The organism is Bacillus sp. JK106 (genome assembly GCF_053663355.1).
The window spans coordinates 508,141-525,108 of record NZ_JBSJQC010000002.1; the positions used below are offsets into that span (position 1 = coordinate 508,141).

At 45.9% G+C, this 16,968-nt stretch carries 17 protein-coding genes; 13 read left to right on the forward strand and 4 right to left on the reverse strand.

Annotated features, from left to right (window positions below; genetic code table 11):
• The 7 genes from ACWJJS_RS08230 (at position 1) to sipT (ending at position 7,593) form a co-directional block, all read left to right on the forward strand.
• Positions 1-1,137, forward strand: coding sequence for an efflux RND transporter periplasmic adaptor subunit (locus tag ACWJJS_RS08230; RefSeq protein ID WP_094246979.1), 1,137 nt, complete (start codon positions 1-3; stop codon positions 1,135-1,137).
• Positions 1,138-1,830: an ABC transporter ATP-binding protein gene (locus ACWJJS_RS08235; RefSeq protein WP_070081750.1), complete on the forward strand. Its 693-nt coding sequence runs from the start codon at positions 1,138-1,140 to the stop codon at positions 1,828-1,830. It abuts the gene before it with no gap.
• Positions 1,827-3,020: an ABC transporter permease gene (locus ACWJJS_RS08240; protein ID WP_146283571.1), complete on the forward strand. Its 1,194-nt coding sequence runs from the start codon at positions 1,827-1,829 to the stop codon at positions 3,018-3,020. The genes ACWJJS_RS08235 and ACWJJS_RS08240 overlap by 4 nt, the downstream gene beginning before the upstream one ends.
• 281 nt (positions 3,021-3,301) lie before the next feature.
• Positions 3,302-4,057, forward strand: a complete 756-nt coding sequence (locus tag ACWJJS_RS08245; RefSeq protein WP_014417627.1) for a DeoR/GlpR family DNA-binding transcription regulator — start codon at positions 3,302-3,304, stop codon at positions 4,055-4,057.
• Positions 4,054-4,965 (forward strand): 1-phosphofructokinase, encoded by a 912-nt coding sequence (gene pfkB, locus ACWJJS_RS08250; RefSeq protein ID WP_003154572.1) that lies wholly within the window; start codon positions 4,054-4,056, stop codon positions 4,963-4,965. The genes ACWJJS_RS08245 and pfkB overlap by 4 nt, the downstream gene beginning before the upstream one ends.
• A 14-nt stretch (positions 4,966-4,979) precedes the next feature.
• Positions 4,980-6,881: a PTS fructose transporter subunit IIABC gene (locus ACWJJS_RS08255; protein ID WP_454022711.1), complete on the forward strand. Its 1,902-nt coding sequence runs from the start codon at positions 4,980-4,982 to the stop codon at positions 6,879-6,881.
• A 94-nt stretch (positions 6,882-6,975) separates the two neighbouring features.
• Positions 6,976-7,593: a signal peptidase I sipT gene (gene sipT / locus ACWJJS_RS08260; RefSeq protein WP_369719103.1), complete on the forward strand. Its 618-nt coding sequence runs from the start codon at positions 6,976-6,978 to the stop codon at positions 7,591-7,593.
• A gap of 37 nt (positions 7,594-7,630) precedes the next feature.
• Here the strand turns inward: sipT and ACWJJS_RS08265 are convergent, their stop codons facing one another.
• Positions 7,631-7,900 carry a hypothetical protein gene (locus tag ACWJJS_RS08265; RefSeq protein ID WP_021493749.1) on the reverse strand — a complete coding sequence of 90 codons (270 nt, stop codon included), beginning with the start codon at positions 7,898-7,900 and terminating at the stop codon, positions 7,631-7,633.
• A 162-nt stretch (positions 7,901-8,062) separates the two neighbouring features.
• On the opposite strand from ACWJJS_RS08265, the gene ACWJJS_RS08270 reads away from it, so the two are divergent.
• Positions 8,063-9,682, forward strand: coding sequence for an ABC-F family ATP-binding cassette domain-containing protein (locus tag ACWJJS_RS08270; RefSeq protein ID WP_003154562.1), 1,620 nt, complete (start codon positions 8,063-8,065; stop codon positions 9,680-9,682).
• A gap of 112 nt (positions 9,683-9,794) precedes the next feature.
• Positions 9,795-10,703 carry a ketopantoate reductase family protein gene (locus ACWJJS_RS08275; protein ID WP_102421869.1) on the forward strand — a complete coding sequence of 303 codons (909 nt, stop codon included), beginning with the start codon at positions 9,795-9,797 and terminating at the stop codon, positions 10,701-10,703.
• 29 nt (positions 10,704-10,732) lie between these two features.
• Here the strand turns inward: ACWJJS_RS08275 and ACWJJS_RS08280 are convergent, their stop codons facing one another.
• The 3 genes from ACWJJS_RS08280 to mreBH all read right to left on the reverse strand — a co-directional run bounded on the left by ACWJJS_RS08280 (position 10,733) and on the right by mreBH (position 13,279).
• Positions 10,733-11,965 (reverse strand): aminopeptidase, encoded by a 1,233-nt coding sequence (locus tag ACWJJS_RS08280; protein ID WP_070081754.1) that lies wholly within the window; start codon positions 11,963-11,965, stop codon positions 10,733-10,735.
• Between the two features lie 100 nt (positions 11,966-12,065).
• The gene (locus tag ACWJJS_RS08285) at positions 12,066-12,200 is read right to left on the reverse strand and encodes a protein YkpC (protein ID WP_003154559.1); all 135 of its coding nucleotides are present in this window, start codon (positions 12,198-12,200) and stop codon (positions 12,066-12,068) included.
• A 71-nt stretch (positions 12,201-12,271) separates the two neighbouring features.
• Positions 12,272-13,279, reverse strand: a complete 1,008-nt coding sequence (gene mreBH, locus ACWJJS_RS08290) for a cell shape-determining protein MreBH (RefSeq protein WP_003154558.1) — start codon at positions 13,277-13,279, stop codon at positions 12,272-12,274.
• Positions 13,280-13,548: 269 nt separating this feature from the next.
• Here mreBH and ACWJJS_RS08295 point away from each other — a divergent pair, with 269 nt between their 5' ends.
• The 4 genes from ACWJJS_RS08295 (at position 13,549) to ktrC (ending at position 16,845) form a co-directional block, all read left to right on the forward strand.
• The gene (locus tag ACWJJS_RS08295; RefSeq protein WP_024085249.1) at positions 13,549-13,833 is read left to right on the forward strand and encodes an AbrB/MazE/SpoVT family DNA-binding domain-containing protein; all 285 of its coding nucleotides are present in this window, start codon (positions 13,549-13,551) and stop codon (positions 13,831-13,833) included.
• A 172-nt stretch (positions 13,834-14,005) separates the two neighbouring features.
• Positions 14,006-15,310 (forward strand): ATP-binding protein, encoded by a 1,305-nt coding sequence (locus ACWJJS_RS08300; RefSeq protein ID WP_014304932.1) that lies wholly within the window; start codon positions 14,006-14,008, stop codon positions 15,308-15,310.
• A gap of 1 nt (position 15,311) precedes the next feature.
• On the forward strand, positions 15,312-16,139 hold the full coding sequence (locus tag ACWJJS_RS08305) for a gamma-glutamylcyclotransferase (protein ID WP_454023474.1): 828 nt from the start codon (positions 15,312-15,314) through the stop codon (positions 16,137-16,139).
• A gap of 40 nt (positions 16,140-16,179) precedes the next feature.
• Positions 16,180-16,845, forward strand: a complete 666-nt coding sequence (gene ktrC, locus ACWJJS_RS08310) for a Ktr system potassium transporter KtrC (protein WP_003154554.1) — start codon at positions 16,180-16,182, stop codon at positions 16,843-16,845.
• Positions 16,846-16,968 lie beyond the last annotated feature (123 nt).

Consider the following 16,968-nt stretch of genomic DNA (forward strand, 5'->3'; position numbering starts at 1 on the left):
ATGAAAAAAATTTGGATCGGAATCGGCATCGCCGTAATTGTTGCAGTATTCATCGGTATCAATATTTATAAGTCTGCCGCTCCCGCGGGCGGCAGCGCCGGAAAAAAAATCGAAACCGGAACCATGGAAAACAGAGAAATCTCATCTACGGTTATGGTTCCGGGAACACTTAAATTCTCTAAAGAACAGTATGTTTTTTATGAAGCAGATAAAGGAACTCTTGATAAAGTGAAAGTAAAAGAAGGCGACAAAGTAAAAAAAGGGTCGTCGTTAGTCACTTATACAAATGAGCAGCTCAACCTTGATAAAGAACAAAATGAGTTGACAGAACAATCAAAACGGATGCAAATCGAACAAGTTGAAAAAAAACTCAGAGCATTAAACAGCAAGGAACAAGATCTGGCAAAACAAGTGGGAGAAGCGGAAGCCAAAAAACAAATTGAATCCGAACGGACTGATCTGCAGCTTCAGCAAAAAACGGCGGAAATCGAATTAAAGCAATCTGATTTGCAAAAGCAGTCTCTTGAAAATCAAGTGTCGAATCTCAATGTTAAGAGTGAGATGGACGGGACGGTTATCTCGGTAAATCAAGAAGCGGCTTCTAAAAAATCGGATATTCAAGAACCGGTTATACATATAGGAGACCCGGAACACCTGGTCGTTGCCGGCAATTTGTCCGAATACGACACGCTGAAAGTGAAAAAGGGCCAAAGCGTTACAATCACCTCAGACGCCATCCCCGGCAAAACGTGGAAAGGGAGAGTGGCGGCTGTCGGCCTCGTTCCGGATCAAAAGTCAAGCGCTGCTTCGGGGGAAAGCACGGAACAAGCCGTCCAGTATCCGTTTCAGGTTAAGCTGATCGGAAACCTTCCGGAAGGCAAGCCGGGATTTAAATTAATTATGAACATTGAAACCGACAAACGGAAAGCCGATACGCTGCCGTCCTCCGCAGTCAAAAAAGACGGAGATGAGCACTGGGTCTTTACGGTAAAAGACGGGAAGGCCAAACGCGTGAAAGTTAAAGTCGGCGATACCGCAAATCAGCTTACGGAGATAAAAGAGGGGCTTTCAAAGGATGATAAAGTCATTCTGAATCCGGCTGACGGTTTGACTGACGGAACGGATGTGAAAGCATAGATGATTCAGCTTTCAAAGGTGAAAAAAAGCTATCAGATTGGCAAGGAGACGTTTGATGTTCTCCGTTCAATCGACCTGACGATTGAAGAAGGAGAATATGTGTCAATTATGGGACCGTCGGGATCGGGAAAATCTACGATTATGAATATCATCGGCTGTCTGGACAGACCGACGTCCGGCAGTTACAGGCTTGCGGGCGAAGATGTTTCTTCATGCACCGAAAAAGAGCTTGCGGCGGTCCGGAACAAATCAATCGGATTTGTCTTTCAGCAGTTTCAGCTGCTGCCGCGATTGAATGCAAGAAAAAATGTCGAACTCCCCATGATCTATGCCGGTATCGGCAAAAAAGAGCGTGAGGAACGGGCTGAGCACGCGCTGGAAAAAGTCGGTTTGGCGGATCGGATGCGTCACATGCCGAATGAGCTGTCCGGCGGCCAGAAGCAGCGTGTCGCGATTGCAAGAGCCATCGTGAACGAACCGAAGCTCATTTTAGCTGATGAACCGACCGGCGCGCTGGATACGAAAACAAGCATTTCCATTATGGAGCAGTTCACAGAGCTTAATGCAGAGGGCGTGACTGTGGTGCTTGTCACTCATGAGCCTGAAGTGGCGGACTGTACAAACAGAGTGATTTTCGTCCGTGACGGCATGATCGTTTCCCGCGATTCTGAGCAGAGGAGAGTGGGGGAATGAGCCTGTCAGAAAATCTCCGGATGGCCCTCAGTTCCGTAAGAGCTCACAAGCTGAGATCGATTCTGACAATGCTCGGAATCATTATCGGCGTCGGTTCAGTAATCGTTGTTGTGGCTGTCGGCCAGGGCGGAGAGCAAATGCTGAAGCAATCCATCAGCGGGCCGGGCAATACGATTGAATTGTTTTACCTGCCGAGTGATGAAGAATTAACAGCCAATCCGAACGCCTTACAGCAAGCGAGTTTTACAGAAGAAGATATTAATGGATTAAAAGGAGTGGACGGCGTAAAGCAGGTTGTCGCTTCCGCGGTAAAATCCATGACGGCCCGTTACCATGAAGAAGACACGGATATTACGCTGAACGGCATTAACAGCGGCTACTTGGACGTAAAAAAGCTGGACGTTCAAGATGGACGGACATTTACGGACAATGATTTTCTTTCCGGGAAAAGAGCGGGAATCATCTCGAAAAAAATGGCTGAAAAGCTGTTCGGGAAAACGTCTCCGCTCGGAAAAATCGTCTGGGCCGGCGGACAGCCCGTAGAAGTAATCGGCGTACTGAAAGAAGAGAGCGGCTTTTTATCGTTAGGACTCAGTGAAATGTATGTGCCGTTCAACATGCTGAAAACGTCTTTCGGTACTAACGACTACAGCAACGTTTCCGTTCAGACGGAGTCCGCTGATCAAATCAAAACAACAGGAAAAGAAGCGGCCCGTCTCTTAAATGACAATCACGGTACAAAAGAGGCCTATCAAGTCATGAATATGGAAGAAATCGCGGCGGGAATCGGTCAGGTCACAACCGTTATGACGACGATCATCGGTTCGATCGCCGGTATTTCTCTCGTTGTCGGCGGGATCGGGGTCATGAATATTATGCTCGTATCAGTGACGGAACGGACAAGAGAAATCGGCATCCGCAAATCGCTCGGTGCCACGAGAGGACAGATTCTGACACAATTCTTAATTGAATCTGTTGTGCTTACTTTAATCGGCGGCTTAATCGGAATCGGTCTCGGCTACGGGGGAGCATCACTCGTTTCCCTTATCGCAGGCTGGCCGTCGCTCGTTTCCTGGCAGGTGGTTTGTATCGGCGTGCTGTTCAGTATGCTGATCGGTGTCATTTTCGGCATGCTGCCCGCCAACAAAGCATCACGCTTAGATCCGATTGAAGCGTTACGGTATGAATAACCGGCGCCCCATGCAGTCTGCATGGGGTTTTTTGTGTTTTAATGATTGAATGAATATAATAGACTTTTTTCATTTATGATAAAAAGAAAATGTCATACAATTGTCCCCCTTTTTGTCGAATTTACAGTTTACAAACCCTATGTACATACGTTAATATGAACAAATGTGAAAGATTTTGATAGTTATTGAATGAATTTGAGTGATTTTAGTTGCTTGAAGTAAAAAAAGCGTTTACAATTATCTTGCAGCCGAAATGAATACGTTTTCAAAGGAGGCGGAATATGCTCACTCCTGAAAGGTATCAGCTGATTATGGATCAGATTGAAAAGCGAGATGTGGTGAAGATTCAAGAGCTGATAAGCATGACAAACGCTTCTGAATCAACGATCAGAAGAGATTTATCAACACTTGAAGAGCGCGGGTTTTTAAAGCGCGTTCACGGCGGGGCGTCTAAACTTTCCAACAGCAGGCAAGAACCCGATATGCTTGAAAAATCCTCCAAAAACCTTCAGGATAAACTGAAGATCGCTGAAGAAGCGGCATCTTTATTAGAAGAAGGTGACTGTATTTACCTTGATGCGGGAACAACTACATTGCACATGATTGATTTTATAGATCATACAAAGGACATTGTGGTTGTCACAAACGGGGTTATGCATATCGACGCTTTAATAAGGAAGGGGATTCCTTTTTATCTTCTCGGAGGATATGTGAAGCATAGAACAGGTGCGATGATCGGCGGCGCCTCATTAACGGCGGTCAGCCAGTACCGTTTTGACAAAAGCTTTCTCGGGGTGAACGGCGTGCACATTGAAGCCGGCTTTACAACACCCGATCCGGATGAGGCTCTTCTGAAGACAAAGGCTGTGAGACAGGCGAAAAATGCGTATGTTTTAGCCGATCCTTCTAAATTCGGCGAGATTTCTTTCGCAGCGTTCGCCGCCTTGGGCGATGCAGCTATCATTACCACTGAAGCTGAAGAACTTGCATTCGATAATTACCAAGAAAAAACTGTCGTAAAGGTAGTGAAACCATGATTTACACTGTAACCCTCAATCCGTCTGTTGACTATATCGTTCACGTTGAAGATTTTGCCGTAGGCGGTTTAAACCGTTCCAGCTATGACACGAAGTATCCCGGCGGAAAAGGCATCAACGTTTCGAGATTACTGAAAAGACACCATGTGCCGTCAAAAGCATTGGGGTTTGTCGGCGGATTTACCGGAAATTATATCACGTCATTTTTGCAGCAGGAAGGTCTGGAAACGGCTTTTTCTGAGGTGGATGAAGACACGCGTATAAATGTAAAACTGAAAACGGGCGATGAAACGGAAATTAACGGACAGGGCCCGACGATTTCAGACGAAGTGTTCAATGCCTTTTTAGAACAGTTCTCCGCTCTGGAAGAGGGAGACATCGTCGTTTTAGCGGGAAGCATCCCTTCTTCCCTGCCGCATAACACGTATGAAAAAATTGCTGAGGCATGCAGAAAGCAGAATGCCCGGGTAGTGGTGGACATCTCCGGTGAAGCGCTGATGAAAGCGACAGAAATGAAACCGTTTTTGATGAAGCCGAATCATCATGAGCTTGGGGAAATGTTCAATACGGTCATTGATTCAGCCGAAGCTGCCGTTCCTTACGGTAAAAAATTAATTGAACAAGGCGCTGAACACGCGATTGTTTCGATGGCTGGCGACGGTGCGCTTTTATTTACGAAAGAGGCGGTTTTCCTCGCCAATGTTCCTAAAGGAAAGCTTGTCAATTCGGTAGGCGCGGGTGATTCCGTCGTCGCGGGATTCCTTGCGGGAATTTCAAAACAGCTGCCTTTGGAAGATGCGTTCCGTTTAGGAGTTGCTTCCGGAAGCGCGACGGCATTTTCTGAAGAACTCGGAACTGAAGAGTTTGTACAGCAGCTTCTTCCTGAAGTTAAAGTCACACGTCTATAGAGGAGGAAAGAAAAGTGAAGATAACTGAGCTGTTAACAAGAGATACAATTCATCTCAATATAGAAAGCAAAGAGAAAGAAAACGTTATCGATGAAATGGTGACAGTGCTTGACAAAGCCGGCAGATTAAATGACAGAGAGGCTTACAAAGCAGCCATTTTAAATCGTGAAAGCCAAAGCTCGACGGGAATCGGCGAAGGCATTGCCATTCCTCATGCGAAGACGGCGAGCGTCATTAACCCGGCCATCGCATTCGGCCGTTCAAAAGATGGTGTGGATTATGAATCATTAGACGGTCAGCCGGCACACCTGGTCTTTATGATTGCGGCAACCGAAGGAGCAAATAATACGCATCTTGAAGCATTATCAAGACTTTCAACGCTTCTTATGCGTGAGGAAATCCGCAAACAGCTTCTTGAAGCTGAATCAGAAGATGCAATCATTGACATCATCAATCAGCATGACAAAGATGACGATGAGGAAGAAGAGCAGGAAGAACAGGCAGCGCCGTCAGGAAAAGGAAAAATCCTTGCCGTTACGGCATGCCCGACAGGTATCGCTCATACGTTCATGGCAGCTGACGCACTGAAAGAAAAAGCGAAAGAGCTCGGCGTTGACATTAAAGTCGAGACAAACGGTTCGAGCGGTATTAAACATAAGCTGACGGCTCAAGAAATTGAAGACGCGCCTGCGATTATCGTGGCGGCTGATAAACAGGTTGAAATGGAGCGCTTTAAAGGCAAACATGTTCTTCAAGTGCCTGTAACGGCCGGTATCAGACGTCCTCAGGAACTGATTGAAAAAGCAGTTAACCAAGATGCGCCGATTTACGAGGGCAGCGGCGGAGCATCTTCCGCTTCAAATGAAGACGGCCCGAAACAGAAATCAGGCACAAGCATCGGAAGTACTTTCTATAAACACTTAATGAGCGGTGTCAGCAACATGCTTCCATTTGTCGTCGGCGGCGGAATTCTCGTTGCGATTTCATTCTTCTGGGGAATTCATTCAGCTGATCCGAAAGATTCGACATACAACACGTTTGCTGCCGCGCTGAACTTTATCGGTGACGGTAATGCGTTAAAGCTGATTGTTGCAGTTCTTGCCGGATTCATCGCAATGAGTATTGCGGACCGTCCGGGATTTGCGCCGGGTATGGTCGGCGGATTTATGGCTACGCAGGCGAATGCCGGATTCTTGGGCGGACTGATTGCCGGATTCTTAGCCGGTTATGTCGTAGTCCTTTTGAAAAAGCTGTTTGTCTTTATTCCTCAGACTCTTGACGGATTAAAACCTGTATTGATTTATCCGCTGCTCGGTATTTTTATCACCGGTGTCCTGATGCAGTTTGTCATTAACACACCTGTAGCAGCGTTTATGAATTTCTTAACAAATTGGCTTGAAAGCCTTGGAACTGGAAACCTTGTCTTAATGGGGATTATTTTAGGCGGTATGATGGCTATCGACATGGGCGGCCCGCTCAATAAAGCGGCGTTCACTTTCGGTATCGCGATGATCGATGCCGGAAACTATGCGCCGCATGCGGCCATCATGGCGGGCGGAATGGCTCCGCCGCTTGGAATCGCACTGGCGACAACATTCTTTAAACACAAATTCTCTAAACGTGACCGTGAAGCCGGTATTACGTGCTACTTCATGGGAGCAGCTTTCGTTACAGAAGGCGCCATCCCGTTTGCAGCGGCTGATCCGCTTCGCGTCATCCCTGCAGCCGTTGTCGGTTCTGCGGTAGCGGGCGGACTGACAGAGTTTTTCAGGGTAACGCTTCCTGCACCGCACGGAGGAATATTCGTTGCATTCATTACGAACCATCCGCTGCTTTACTTAATGAGCATCGTGATCGGAGCGATTGTAACTGCGGTTATCTTGGGAATCATCAAAAAACCGGTAGTAGAGAAATAAGCGAAAAGCGTCCTTTACGGGCGCTTTTTTCAATCATATGCGCATAGAAGCGTTATGTATTTTGTGATGAGTTGTGATAAAGTAAAGATGGTACATGAACCGAAACAGTGATCGTCTAGGAGGAACCACGTTGACTGAAGAACAAAAACCTACTTCTGAAAAATCGGTAAAAAGAAAATCCAACACATATTGGGAATGGGGAAAGGCCATCATTATAGCGGTTGCACTTGCGCTGTTAATCCGCCATTTCCTGTTTGAACCGTACTTAGTGGAAGGATCATCAATGTACCCGACATTACATGACGGTGAAAGACTGTTTGTCAACAAAAGCGTCAATTATATCGGAGAAATCGAGCGGGGGGACATCGTCATTATTAACGGCGATACATCGAAAGTCCATTATGTAAAGCGGCTCATCGGAAAACCGGGAGAAACGGTGGAAATGAAAAATGACACGCTTTATATAAACGGCAAAAAAATCGCAGAACCGTACCTCGCGAGCAATAAAAAAGAAGCGAAAAAACTGGGAGTCAACCTGACGGGAGATTTCGGCCCCGTAAAGGTTCCGAAAGGCAAATACTTCGTCATGGGCGACAATCGGCTGAATTCAATGGACAGCCGGAACGGACTCGGTTTAATTGCCGAAAACCGGATCGTCGGCACCTCGAAGTTTGTGTTCTTCCCGTTTCATGATATGCGTCAGACAAAATAAAAACGCCGCGCTGCCCGATTCGGACAGCAGGCGTTTTTTATTTGGCAAACGAGGCGGCGACGGCGATGAACAATACTGTGGCCAGCACTGATCCGACAATGGCCAGAACGCTGAAAAAAAGATTCACCTGCTTCTTCTCTTTGCCGCGTTTTTCAAGCATCCGTTTTGAAAAGAGATGCGAAAACGTATAAATGAGGGCGATTCCGACGTACAAGCCGATGTCACGTGCCGTAAAGCCTGTGACGGCCAGAAAAACCCCGGTGAAGAAAATCATAAGACAGTATTCTGTGAGTGTTAAAAGCTTCAACTTGTTCCTCCGTGATGAATATGTATATATATCTATTGTATCACAGCGCTCCGGGTTTGACGCCTGCATCTTTTCAAACCCGTATATTCGCAGGGAAACATTTCTCTTCCCCTTTATTCATGGTATACTTTTAATGATGATAGACACGATGGAGGATTCTAAATGATTGCTGTAAATAATGTGAGCTTGCGTTTTGCGGATCGCAAGTTATTTGAAGATGTCAATATTAAATTTACGCCGGGCAACTGCTACGGATTAATAGGCGCAAACGGTGCCGGAAAATCAACATTTTTGAAAATTTTATCCGGTGAGCTGGAGCCGCAGACCGGCGATGTCCATATGAGCCCGGGCGAACGTCTTGCCATTCTGAAGCAGAACCACTTTGAATATGAAGACTGTGAAGTGCTGAAAGTCGTCATCATGGGGCATAAACGTTTATACGAAGTCATGCAGGAAAAAGACGCGATTTATATGAAGCCTGATTTTTCAGATGAAGACGGCATCCGCGCCGCTGAACTTGAAGGAGAGTTTGCGGAATTAAACGGATGGGAAGCTGAAAGTGAAGCCGCTATTTTGTTAAAGGGGCTGGGCATCTCTGAAGACCTGCATACGAAGAAAATGGCCGACTTAGGCGGTTCAGAAAAGGTGAAAGTGCTTTTGGCACAGGCGCTGTTCGGCAAGCCGGACGTTCTGCTGCTTGATGAACCGACCAACCACTTGGATCTGAAAGCGATTCAGTGGCTGGAAGAGTTTTTAATCAACTTTGAGAACACAGTCATCGTCGTATCCCATGACCGTCACTTTTTAAATAAAGTGTGCACGCACATCGCCGATCTTGATTTTAATAAAATTCAAGTGTACGTCGGCAACTATGATTTCTGGTATGAATCAAGCCAGCTTGCTTTAAAGCTTTCTCAGGAAGCCAACAAGAAAAAAGAAGAGCAGATTAAACAGCTTCAGGAGTTCGTGGCCAGATTCAGCGCCAACGCCTCTAAATCAAAGCAGGCGACATCAAGAAAGAAACTCCTTGATAAAATCACGCTTGATGATATTAAACCGTCATCACGCCGTTATCCTTATGTCAATTTCACGCCGGAACGCGAGATCGGAAATGACGTGCTGCGGGTTGAAGGCTTAACAAAAACGATTGACGGGGTTAAGGTGCTTGATAACGTCAGCTTTATTATGAACAGAGAAGACAAAATCGCATTTACGGGCCGCAACGAACTTGCCGTTACCACATTGTTTAAAATCATTTCCGGGGAAATGGAAGCAGACAGCGGCACATTTAAATGGGGCGTGACTACATCTCAGGCGTACTTCCCTAAAGACAACAGCGAGTATTTTGACGGCAGCGATGCGAACCTTGTCGACTGGCTCCGCCAATACTCGCCGCATGACCAAAGCGAAAGCTTTCTGCGCGGTTTCTTAGGACGCATGCTGTTCTCAGGAGAAGAAGTCAACAAAAAATCAAACGTCCTTTCCGGAGGAGAAAAAGTACGCTGCATGCTTTCAAAAGCGATGCTTTCCGGTGCGAATATCTTAATTCTGGATGAACCGACAAACCACTTAGATTTGGAATCCATTACGGCGCTTAACAACGGCTTAATCAGCTTTAAAGGCGCTATGCTGTTTTCATCTCATGACCATCAGTTTGTACAGACAATTGCCAACCGCATCATTGAATTAACGCCTAAAGGCATTGTTGATAAACAAATGTCTTATGACGAATTTCTTGAAAACGCGGATGTGCAGAAAAAGCTTGAAGAGCTATACGCGTAATAAAGAAGCAGGGGAGACTCTGCTTTTTTATTTATGAAAAAAGTTTTCAATCTTCTGACTTCCCATTACAATAAAGGAATACATAAATTGAAAAGAGACGGAGGAATGCATCATGAAGTTTTTAGTTGTCGGAGCTGGGGGAGTGGGCGGATATATCGGCGCGCGACTTGCAGAAAAGGGAAATGACGTTACGTTTCTCGTCCGTCAGAAGCGGGCGGAACAATTAAAAGAGACGGGATTGACCGTCAAAAGTGCAAATGGTGATGTTTCAATCAAGCCGAAAATAATCATGGCGGGCGAAGATGGAGAGTTTGACGCCGTTATCATCGCATCAAAAGCGTATTCTTTGCAGGACGTCATTGGGGATGTCAAACCGTTTGTCAAACCTTCGTCGGTCATTATTCCTTTTTTAAACGGATACAGGCACTATAACCAGCTGTTTGAAGCTTTTTCAAAACGGCAGGTGCTGGGCGGCCTCTGCTTTATTGAGAGCGCCCTTAACGACAAAGGGGAAATTCTTCATACGAGCGCTGCCCACCGCTTTGTTTTCGGTGAATGGAACGGGGAGCGCACAGAACGTATGAACGAGCTGGAAAACGCATTTGCAGGCGTGAAAGCGGATGTCATCATCAGCGGGGATATTGAAAAGGACATTTGGAAAAAATATATGTTTATTGCCGCGCAGGCGGGAGTGACCACTCTGTTTCAACAGCCGGTCGGACCGATTTTAGAAACAGAAGGCGGCCGCAGCACGGCAAAGCGCCTCTTTGCTGAAATCGGAGCCATTTTCAAGGCTGCCGGCATCCCGAAAGATCCTGGTCTGGAAGAAGAGAGTTATCGCACATTGACAAGCATGTCTTACCATATGAAATCGTCGATGCTGAGAGATATGGAAAAGGGCAGGGTGACGGAAGGAGATCATTTACACGGCTTTTTGCTTGAGAAAGCGAAAGGCTTGTCAATTGATACACCTGTTTTGGAAACCGTCTGCGCCAACTTGCAAATGTATGAAGCGAAATAAAAAGGAGGCCTGATCGCCTCCTTTTTTTATTAAAATGCCCAGTTTCCGTTTCTGAAGATCGGTTCTCTTTTCCCGTCCGCGGTAATACCGTCGATATTCATGTCTTTGGAACCGACCATAAAATCTACGTGTGTAATGCTTTCATTTAAGCCCTCTTTAACAAGCTCTTCCCGTGTCATTTGTTTGCCGCCCTCAATATTAAAGGCATACGCACTGCCGATCGCCAAGTGGTTAGAGGCGTTTTCATCGTACAGTGTGTTGTAAAATAAAATATTTGATTGTGAAATCGGTGAATCGTAAGGCACTAAGGCCACTTCACCGAGATAGTGTGAGCCTTCATCGGTTTCGACGATGCCTTTTAAAATCTCCTCGCCTTTTTCAGCTTTCACATCGACAATGCGGCCGTTTTCAAAGGTAAGAGTGAAGTTATCAATAATGTTGCCGCCGTAGCTCAGCGGTTTCGTGCTGGAAACCGTGCCGTTCACCCCGTCACGCTGCGGAAGGGTGAAAACCTCTTCTGTCGGCATGTTGGCCATGAATTCGTGACCGCTTTCATTCACGCTTCCCGCGCCTGCCCATACATGTTTTTTCGGCAGTTCAATGGTTAAGTCTGTTCCTTCAGCCTGATAATGCAGGGCGCTGTAATGTTTTTTGTTCAGGTGTTCCACTTTTTCATGAAGATTTTGATCATGTTTTTTCCATGCTTCCACAGGGTTTTCTTCATTTACGCGGGTCGTTTTGAAAATTTCTTCCCATAAAAGCTGAACGGCTGTTTCTTCCGGCTGATCCGGGAACACTTTTTTCGCCCAGCCTGTTGAAGCAGCTCCGATCACCGTCCAGCTGACCTTATCTGATTGAATATATTGTCTGTATGTATGCAATGCTTTTCCGGCGGCTTTTTGGAACGCTGCAATCCGTTTGCCGTCAGTGCCTTTTAACAGGTCGGGGTCGGATGAGACGACAGAAATAAACGCAGCCCCTTTTTTCGCGAGCTCTTCTTTTCCTTTTGCTTCCCATTCAGGATACTCTTCAAACGCTTCAAAAGGTGCCATCTCGTATTTTAATCTGGACAGTTCATCGTCCTGCCAATTTACGGTGACGTTTTTTGCGCCTTTTTCATAAGAATGTTTGGCAAGCAGTCTGACAAGTTCCCGGACATCAGTTGAGGCATTGATTACGACATGCTGTCCTCTTTGGACATTGACGCCGACTTCTACCGCCAGCTGAGCATATGTATTTAACTTTTCAGTAAACGAACTCATCGTTCATTCCTCCTCATCGGTTTTTCTCATCATATCAAATAACGCCTCATAAAGGAAAGAAAGGAGCACAAACGAAAAAGACACAGCTTTTGCTGCGTCTTTACGGGTGATTCAGTTTTACGGCGCCGCCGGCCGGAGAATGGGGCATATTGGCCAGTGAAATGCTCATACCCCCCAAAATAATTCCGCTTAAAATGACGGCTACTGCTACGCGTCTTCCCACATCTCTAAGCATATGCTTCCTCCTTAATGTTTCTCCAGTTCTCACAATATGAGCCGGCCGGAGAAAAAAGAAGCACAATCTTATTATTTAATCGCTTTTTGCAGCTTGTCGATGACGTCTAATGAACGCCCAGTGCCGATAGCCACTGATTCAAGCGGATTTGCCGCCAAATGAACGGGAACGACGATTTCATCTGTCAGCCATTCTTTCATCCCGTTTAAAAGGGAGCCTCCGCCGGTTAACACGACGCCGCGGTCAACGATATCACCGCTGAGCTCCGGCGGACAATCTTCAAGCGTCGCTCTGATCGCTTCAAGAATATGCAGGAGCGACTCACGCATCGCGTGCTGAATTTCATTAGACTGCAGTCTGATTGTCTTCGGCAGACCGGTTACAAGGTCACGCCCGCGGATTTCCATCGTTTCCGGCACATGTTCGATCAATGCAAATCCGATTTCCATTTTCACTTGTTCTGCCGTGCGTTCCCCGATCAGCAGGTTGTATTTTTTTCTGACGAACGAGGCGATATCTTCATCAAGCTGGTCGCCGCCGATTCTGATCGAATGGCAGGATACGACGCCCCCGAATGAGATGATGGCGACTTCAGTCGTACCGCCGCCGATATCTACGACGACGTTTGCGACCGGCTCGTCAACAGGGAGGTCGGCCCCGATTGCAGCGGCTACGGGTTCTTCAATCAAGTGAACGTTTTTCGCTCCGCAGTTTTTGACAGCGTCACTGATGGCGCGGCGTTCAACGGCTGTTGAGCCTGAAGGCGTGCAGACGACGACATTCGGTTTGCGGAAGGTCATTCCGATTTTTTTTCCGGCTTTTTTCATAATGTGTTTTAATAAGTCAGTTGTCATATCATAATCAGCAATGACACCGTCTTTCATCGGCCGTACGGCGACGATTTTCCCCGGCGTCTTTCCGATCATGCTTTTGGCATCCGTTCCGATGGCAAGCACCGCTTTCGTTGTTGTATCTACAGCGACAACGGAAGGCTCGTTTAAAATAATACCTTTATTTTTACTGTAAACAAGTATATTAGCGGTTCCTAAGTCGATTCCGATCTCAGTTGATTGAAACATGTTTTCACCCAATCCCTATCCTGATTTAATTGATTCTACATTTAAAGTTTCTGAGAAAAACCACGATTTTTGGGGGTTTCCGCCGGGAATGAAATGTTTTTGTAAAAAAGGAGGGAAAGTCTGTATCCCGTATTTCAAAAGGCTTTTTTTCTGTAAAAAACATTCATTTCCGGATGCTGAGAAACTTTTGCTCCGTTCCTTTCGTCTACGTTTATGAAGGATTTTCCTTGGACATAAAGAAGAGACATTAAAGGAAGTAGGGGATTTCTATGAAATCAATTGGTGTAGTAAGAAAAGTAGACGAACTCGGGCGTATTGTCATGCCGATTGAATTGAGAAGAGCATTGGATATCGCTATTAAAGATAGTATTGAATTTTTCGTTGACGGAGACAAAATTGTCTTAAAAAAATACAAGCCGCACGGCATTTGCTTAATGACCGGGGAAATTACCTCCGAAAATCAGGAGTACGGCAACGGCAAAATTATTTTAAGTCCTGAAGGAGCGAAAATGCTGCTTGAGGAAATCGAGGAAGCGTTAAAAGATAGATCATAATCAGCAAAAAGGGCGGGGCATTATTCCGTCCTTTTATTATGAACTTGTGCAAAAACTCACGGGAAAAGTAAGCGAACCTGCTCAATTAATTGGGAATAGTTATCATTTTTTAGTCAATAATGCAGTCAACAATGTTACAATATATGTAGAAATGCTAGCGGCAGGTGGGACTATGGGAAAATATCAAGCGCGTATCATTTCCTTAATCTTGGCAATGATTTTTATTATGTTTTGGGATTATTTATTTTATATGATTGAACGGAATCCGATTAACTGGCCCGTTGACATCACCTTTACCGCCGTCACATTAATCAGCGTCTGGCTGCTGGCTTATTATGTGGACAATAAAAAGCAGCTGCTGGCGGAGCTGAAGGACAGCGAGCAGAAAGCAAAGGCGCTTTCAGATGAGAAAAACCGGATCATGGACAATTTGCAGGAAATCGTTTTTCAGACGGATTCACAAGGGAATATTACATATTTGAATCAGGCCTGGACGACGATTACGGGCCACTCCATCAGCGAATGTATGGGCACGATGTATAATGATTATTTTATAAAAGAAAAACATATCATTGATTATATTATCTCCCAAATCAAGCAGCAGTCCCCGTCAGGAATGTTTACGGCCAAATATATTAAAAGAGACGGCACGATTTTTTGGGGGGAAGTCCATTATAAGCTGTATTATGACCGCAGACAGAAATTTGTCGGGAGCCTGGGGACGATGTCTGATATCAGTGAACGGAAAAAAGCGGTCGACGAGCTTCTGGAAACGAACGAACGCCTTGCCATGCAATCTCAAAAGCTGGCCATTGCCGGAGAGCTTGCGGCAGGAATCGCCCATGAAGTAAGAAATCCTTTAACGTCAGTCAGCGGCTTTCTCCAGCTGATGAAAGCCCAGTATCCGGAAAGAACGGATTATTTCGATATTATTTTTTCGGAGATTAAAAGGATTGATCTCGTGCTGGGGGAGCTGCTTCTGCTCGCCAAGCCGCAGACCGTGACGTTTACCGCTCATCATCTCAACCATATTTTAAGGCAGGTGGCGACGCTTCTTGACACGAACGCGGTGCTGTCAAACACTGTGATTGAGAAGGATTTCAGGCAGACTGAGTCCTGTATGGTCAACGGTGACGAAAACCAGCTGAAACAGGTATTTATCAATATTATTAAAAATGCGATTGAAGCGATGCCTGACGGCGGGAATATTCATATTTATACAGAACGGGATGAAGAATACGCGGTGATCAGCATACAGGATGAAGGAAACGGCATGTCGAAAGAAAAGCTTGAAAACATCGGCAAACCGTTTTTCTCAACAAAAGATCAGGGAACGGGTCTCGGGCTTCCGATTTGTTTACGAATTCTGAAGGAGCATAATGGTAAACTTAACATTAAGAGCAAAAATGGAGAAGGCAGTACGTTTCAGGTGATTCTGCCGTTAGAAGCGGCTGCTGTCCAAAAGGAGGAAAAATAACTTGCTTCTTTTTGTATACGGTTTGTTACGGAAGCGTGAAGAAAACCATGAACTGCTGAAAGGCGCTCCGTGTGTGTGCGAGCAGGCCGCGATAAACGGTGTGCTGTACGAAACGGATAAAGGTCAGCCTGCGGCGTCTTTAGCAGAAACAGCTTTTGTGTACGGGGAATTGTATGAAACAGATCATCAGATGATCCGTAAGCTGGATATGTATTATGCTGATTTTGACCGGAAAGAGGTTGCCGTGACGACGGATGCCGGGAATAAAACCGCCTTCGCATATGTCGTAAAGCCCGACCAGTGTGCCTCATTCAGCCGTATCAAAAGCGGAGACTGGAAAGAATACCGTTTTATGAAACGGGAGGATGACAGTCCGGTTTATTATTTTGCTTACGGCTCCTGTATGGACAATGCCCGGTTTAAACAGGCGGGGGTCGACCACTTCTTTGCCGAGCCGGTCGGAGGGGCGGTTGTTGAAGGGTATTCGACGAGATTCACGTTAAGGCGTCCTGACGGTTCCAGAGCCGATCTTGTTGAAGACGGGGGACGAACTGAAGGCGTGCTGTACAAGCTCCCGTTTGAAGCGGCAACCTATCTGTACAAAAGAGAAGGTGTTGATAACCACACATACCGTCCCGCGTTCATAGAAGTGTGTGCCGGCGGCCGTGTATACAGAGGCGTCCTGACGTTTCTGGTTCTTGATAAAGCTGAGGAAATTGCGCCTCCGGGTCACTATCAGGAAGAAATCGAACGCGGAGCGGACCTGTATTTATCACTCGCCTTTTCAGAAAAGCTTAAACGCTATATGAACTCATTGCCGAAAATGTGATACTATTCCTATTAGAGATATTGTTTAAAGGAGTACTGTTATGAGAAAAGAGTTTGCCGTTATCGGTCTCGGACGCTTCGGCGGAAGTATTTGCAAAGCATTAAGTGAAGAAGGCCTTGAGGTCATGGCGATGGATATTGATGAAGATAAAGTAAATGAATACGCCAAAATCGCATCACACGCGGTCATCGGCGATTCAACCGATGAATCGGTGCTGAAAAACTTAGGGCTGCGCAACTTTGACCACGTCATTGTGGCAATCGGCGAAAATATACAGGCGAGCATTTTAACGACGCTGATCTTAAAGGAACTCGGCGTGAACACGATCACGGTTAAAGCGCAGAACGATTATCATGAGAAAGTGCTTGCGAAAATCGGGGCCGATCACATCGTCCACCCTGAACGTGACATGGCAAAACGCATCGCCCACAACATCGTATCAAATAATGTGCTTGATTATTTGGAGCTGTCCGACGAACACAGCATTGTGGAGATCGTGGCCAACAGCAGGCTTGCGGGCAACACACTGCTTGATCTGGACATCCGGGCGAAGTACGGCATTAATATCGTGGCGATCAAGAGAGAAAAAGAAGTGATCGTATCTCCGCTGGCGACTGAAATGATTCAAAAAGAAGATATTCTCATCGTTATCGGCTCTCTTACGGACATTTCCCGATTTGAAAAAAGAGTGCTTCATACAAAGTGAAAAGCCGTCCGTAAAAGGACGGTCTTTTATTATGTCAGAATAGAAAGACATTTATCATGTAAGCGGTATATTCTGCAATTTTTATTGACTATGATCAGGCGATCCGATAGCATATTGTACCAT

Excerpts from the sequence above, each read along its gene's own strand:
- ACWJJS_RS08230 (WP_094246979.1), top strand. The coding sequence starts at position 1 with ATGAAAAAAATTTGGATCGGAATCGGCATCGCCGTAATTGTTGCAGTA.
- ACWJJS_RS08235 (WP_070081750.1), top strand. The coding sequence starts at position 1,138 with ATGATTCAGCTTTCAAAGGTGAAAAAAAGCTATCAGATTGGCAAGGAG.
- ACWJJS_RS08240 (WP_146283571.1), top strand. The coding sequence starts at position 1,827 with ATGAGCCTGTCAGAAAATCTCCGGATGGCCCTCAGTTCCGTAAGAGCT.
- ACWJJS_RS08245 (WP_014417627.1), top strand. The coding sequence starts at position 3,302 with ATGCTCACTCCTGAAAGGTATCAGCTGATTATGGATCAGATTGAAAAG.
- pfkB (WP_003154572.1), top strand. The coding sequence starts at position 4,054 with ATGATTTACACTGTAACCCTCAATCCGTCTGTTGACTATATCGTTCAC.
- sipT (WP_369719103.1), top strand. The coding sequence starts at position 6,976 with ATGAACCGAAACAGTGATCGTCTAGGAGGAACCACGTTGACTGAAGAA.
- ACWJJS_RS08270 (WP_003154562.1), top strand. The coding sequence starts at position 8,063 with ATGATTGCTGTAAATAATGTGAGCTTGCGTTTTGCGGATCGCAAGTTA.
- ACWJJS_RS08275 (WP_102421869.1), top strand. The coding sequence starts at position 9,795 with ATGAAGTTTTTAGTTGTCGGAGCTGGGGGAGTGGGCGGATATATCGGC.
- ACWJJS_RS08280 (WP_070081754.1), bottom strand. The coding sequence starts at position 11,965 with ATGAGTTCGTTTACTGAAAAGTTAAATACATATGCTCAGCTGGCGGTA.
- ACWJJS_RS08285 (WP_003154559.1), bottom strand. The coding sequence starts at position 12,200 with ATGCTTAGAGATGTGGGAAGACGCGTAGCAGTAGCCGTCATTTTAAGC.
- mreBH (WP_003154558.1), bottom strand. The coding sequence starts at position 13,279 with ATGTTTCAATCAACTGAGATCGGAATCGACTTAGGAACCGCTAATATA.
- ACWJJS_RS08295 (WP_024085249.1), top strand. The coding sequence starts at position 13,549 with ATGAAATCAATTGGTGTAGTAAGAAAAGTAGACGAACTCGGGCGTATT.
- ACWJJS_RS08300 (WP_014304932.1), top strand. The coding sequence starts at position 14,006 with ATGGGAAAATATCAAGCGCGTATCATTTCCTTAATCTTGGCAATGATT.
- ktrC (WP_003154554.1), top strand. The coding sequence starts at position 16,180 with ATGAGAAAAGAGTTTGCCGTTATCGGTCTCGGACGCTTCGGCGGAAGT.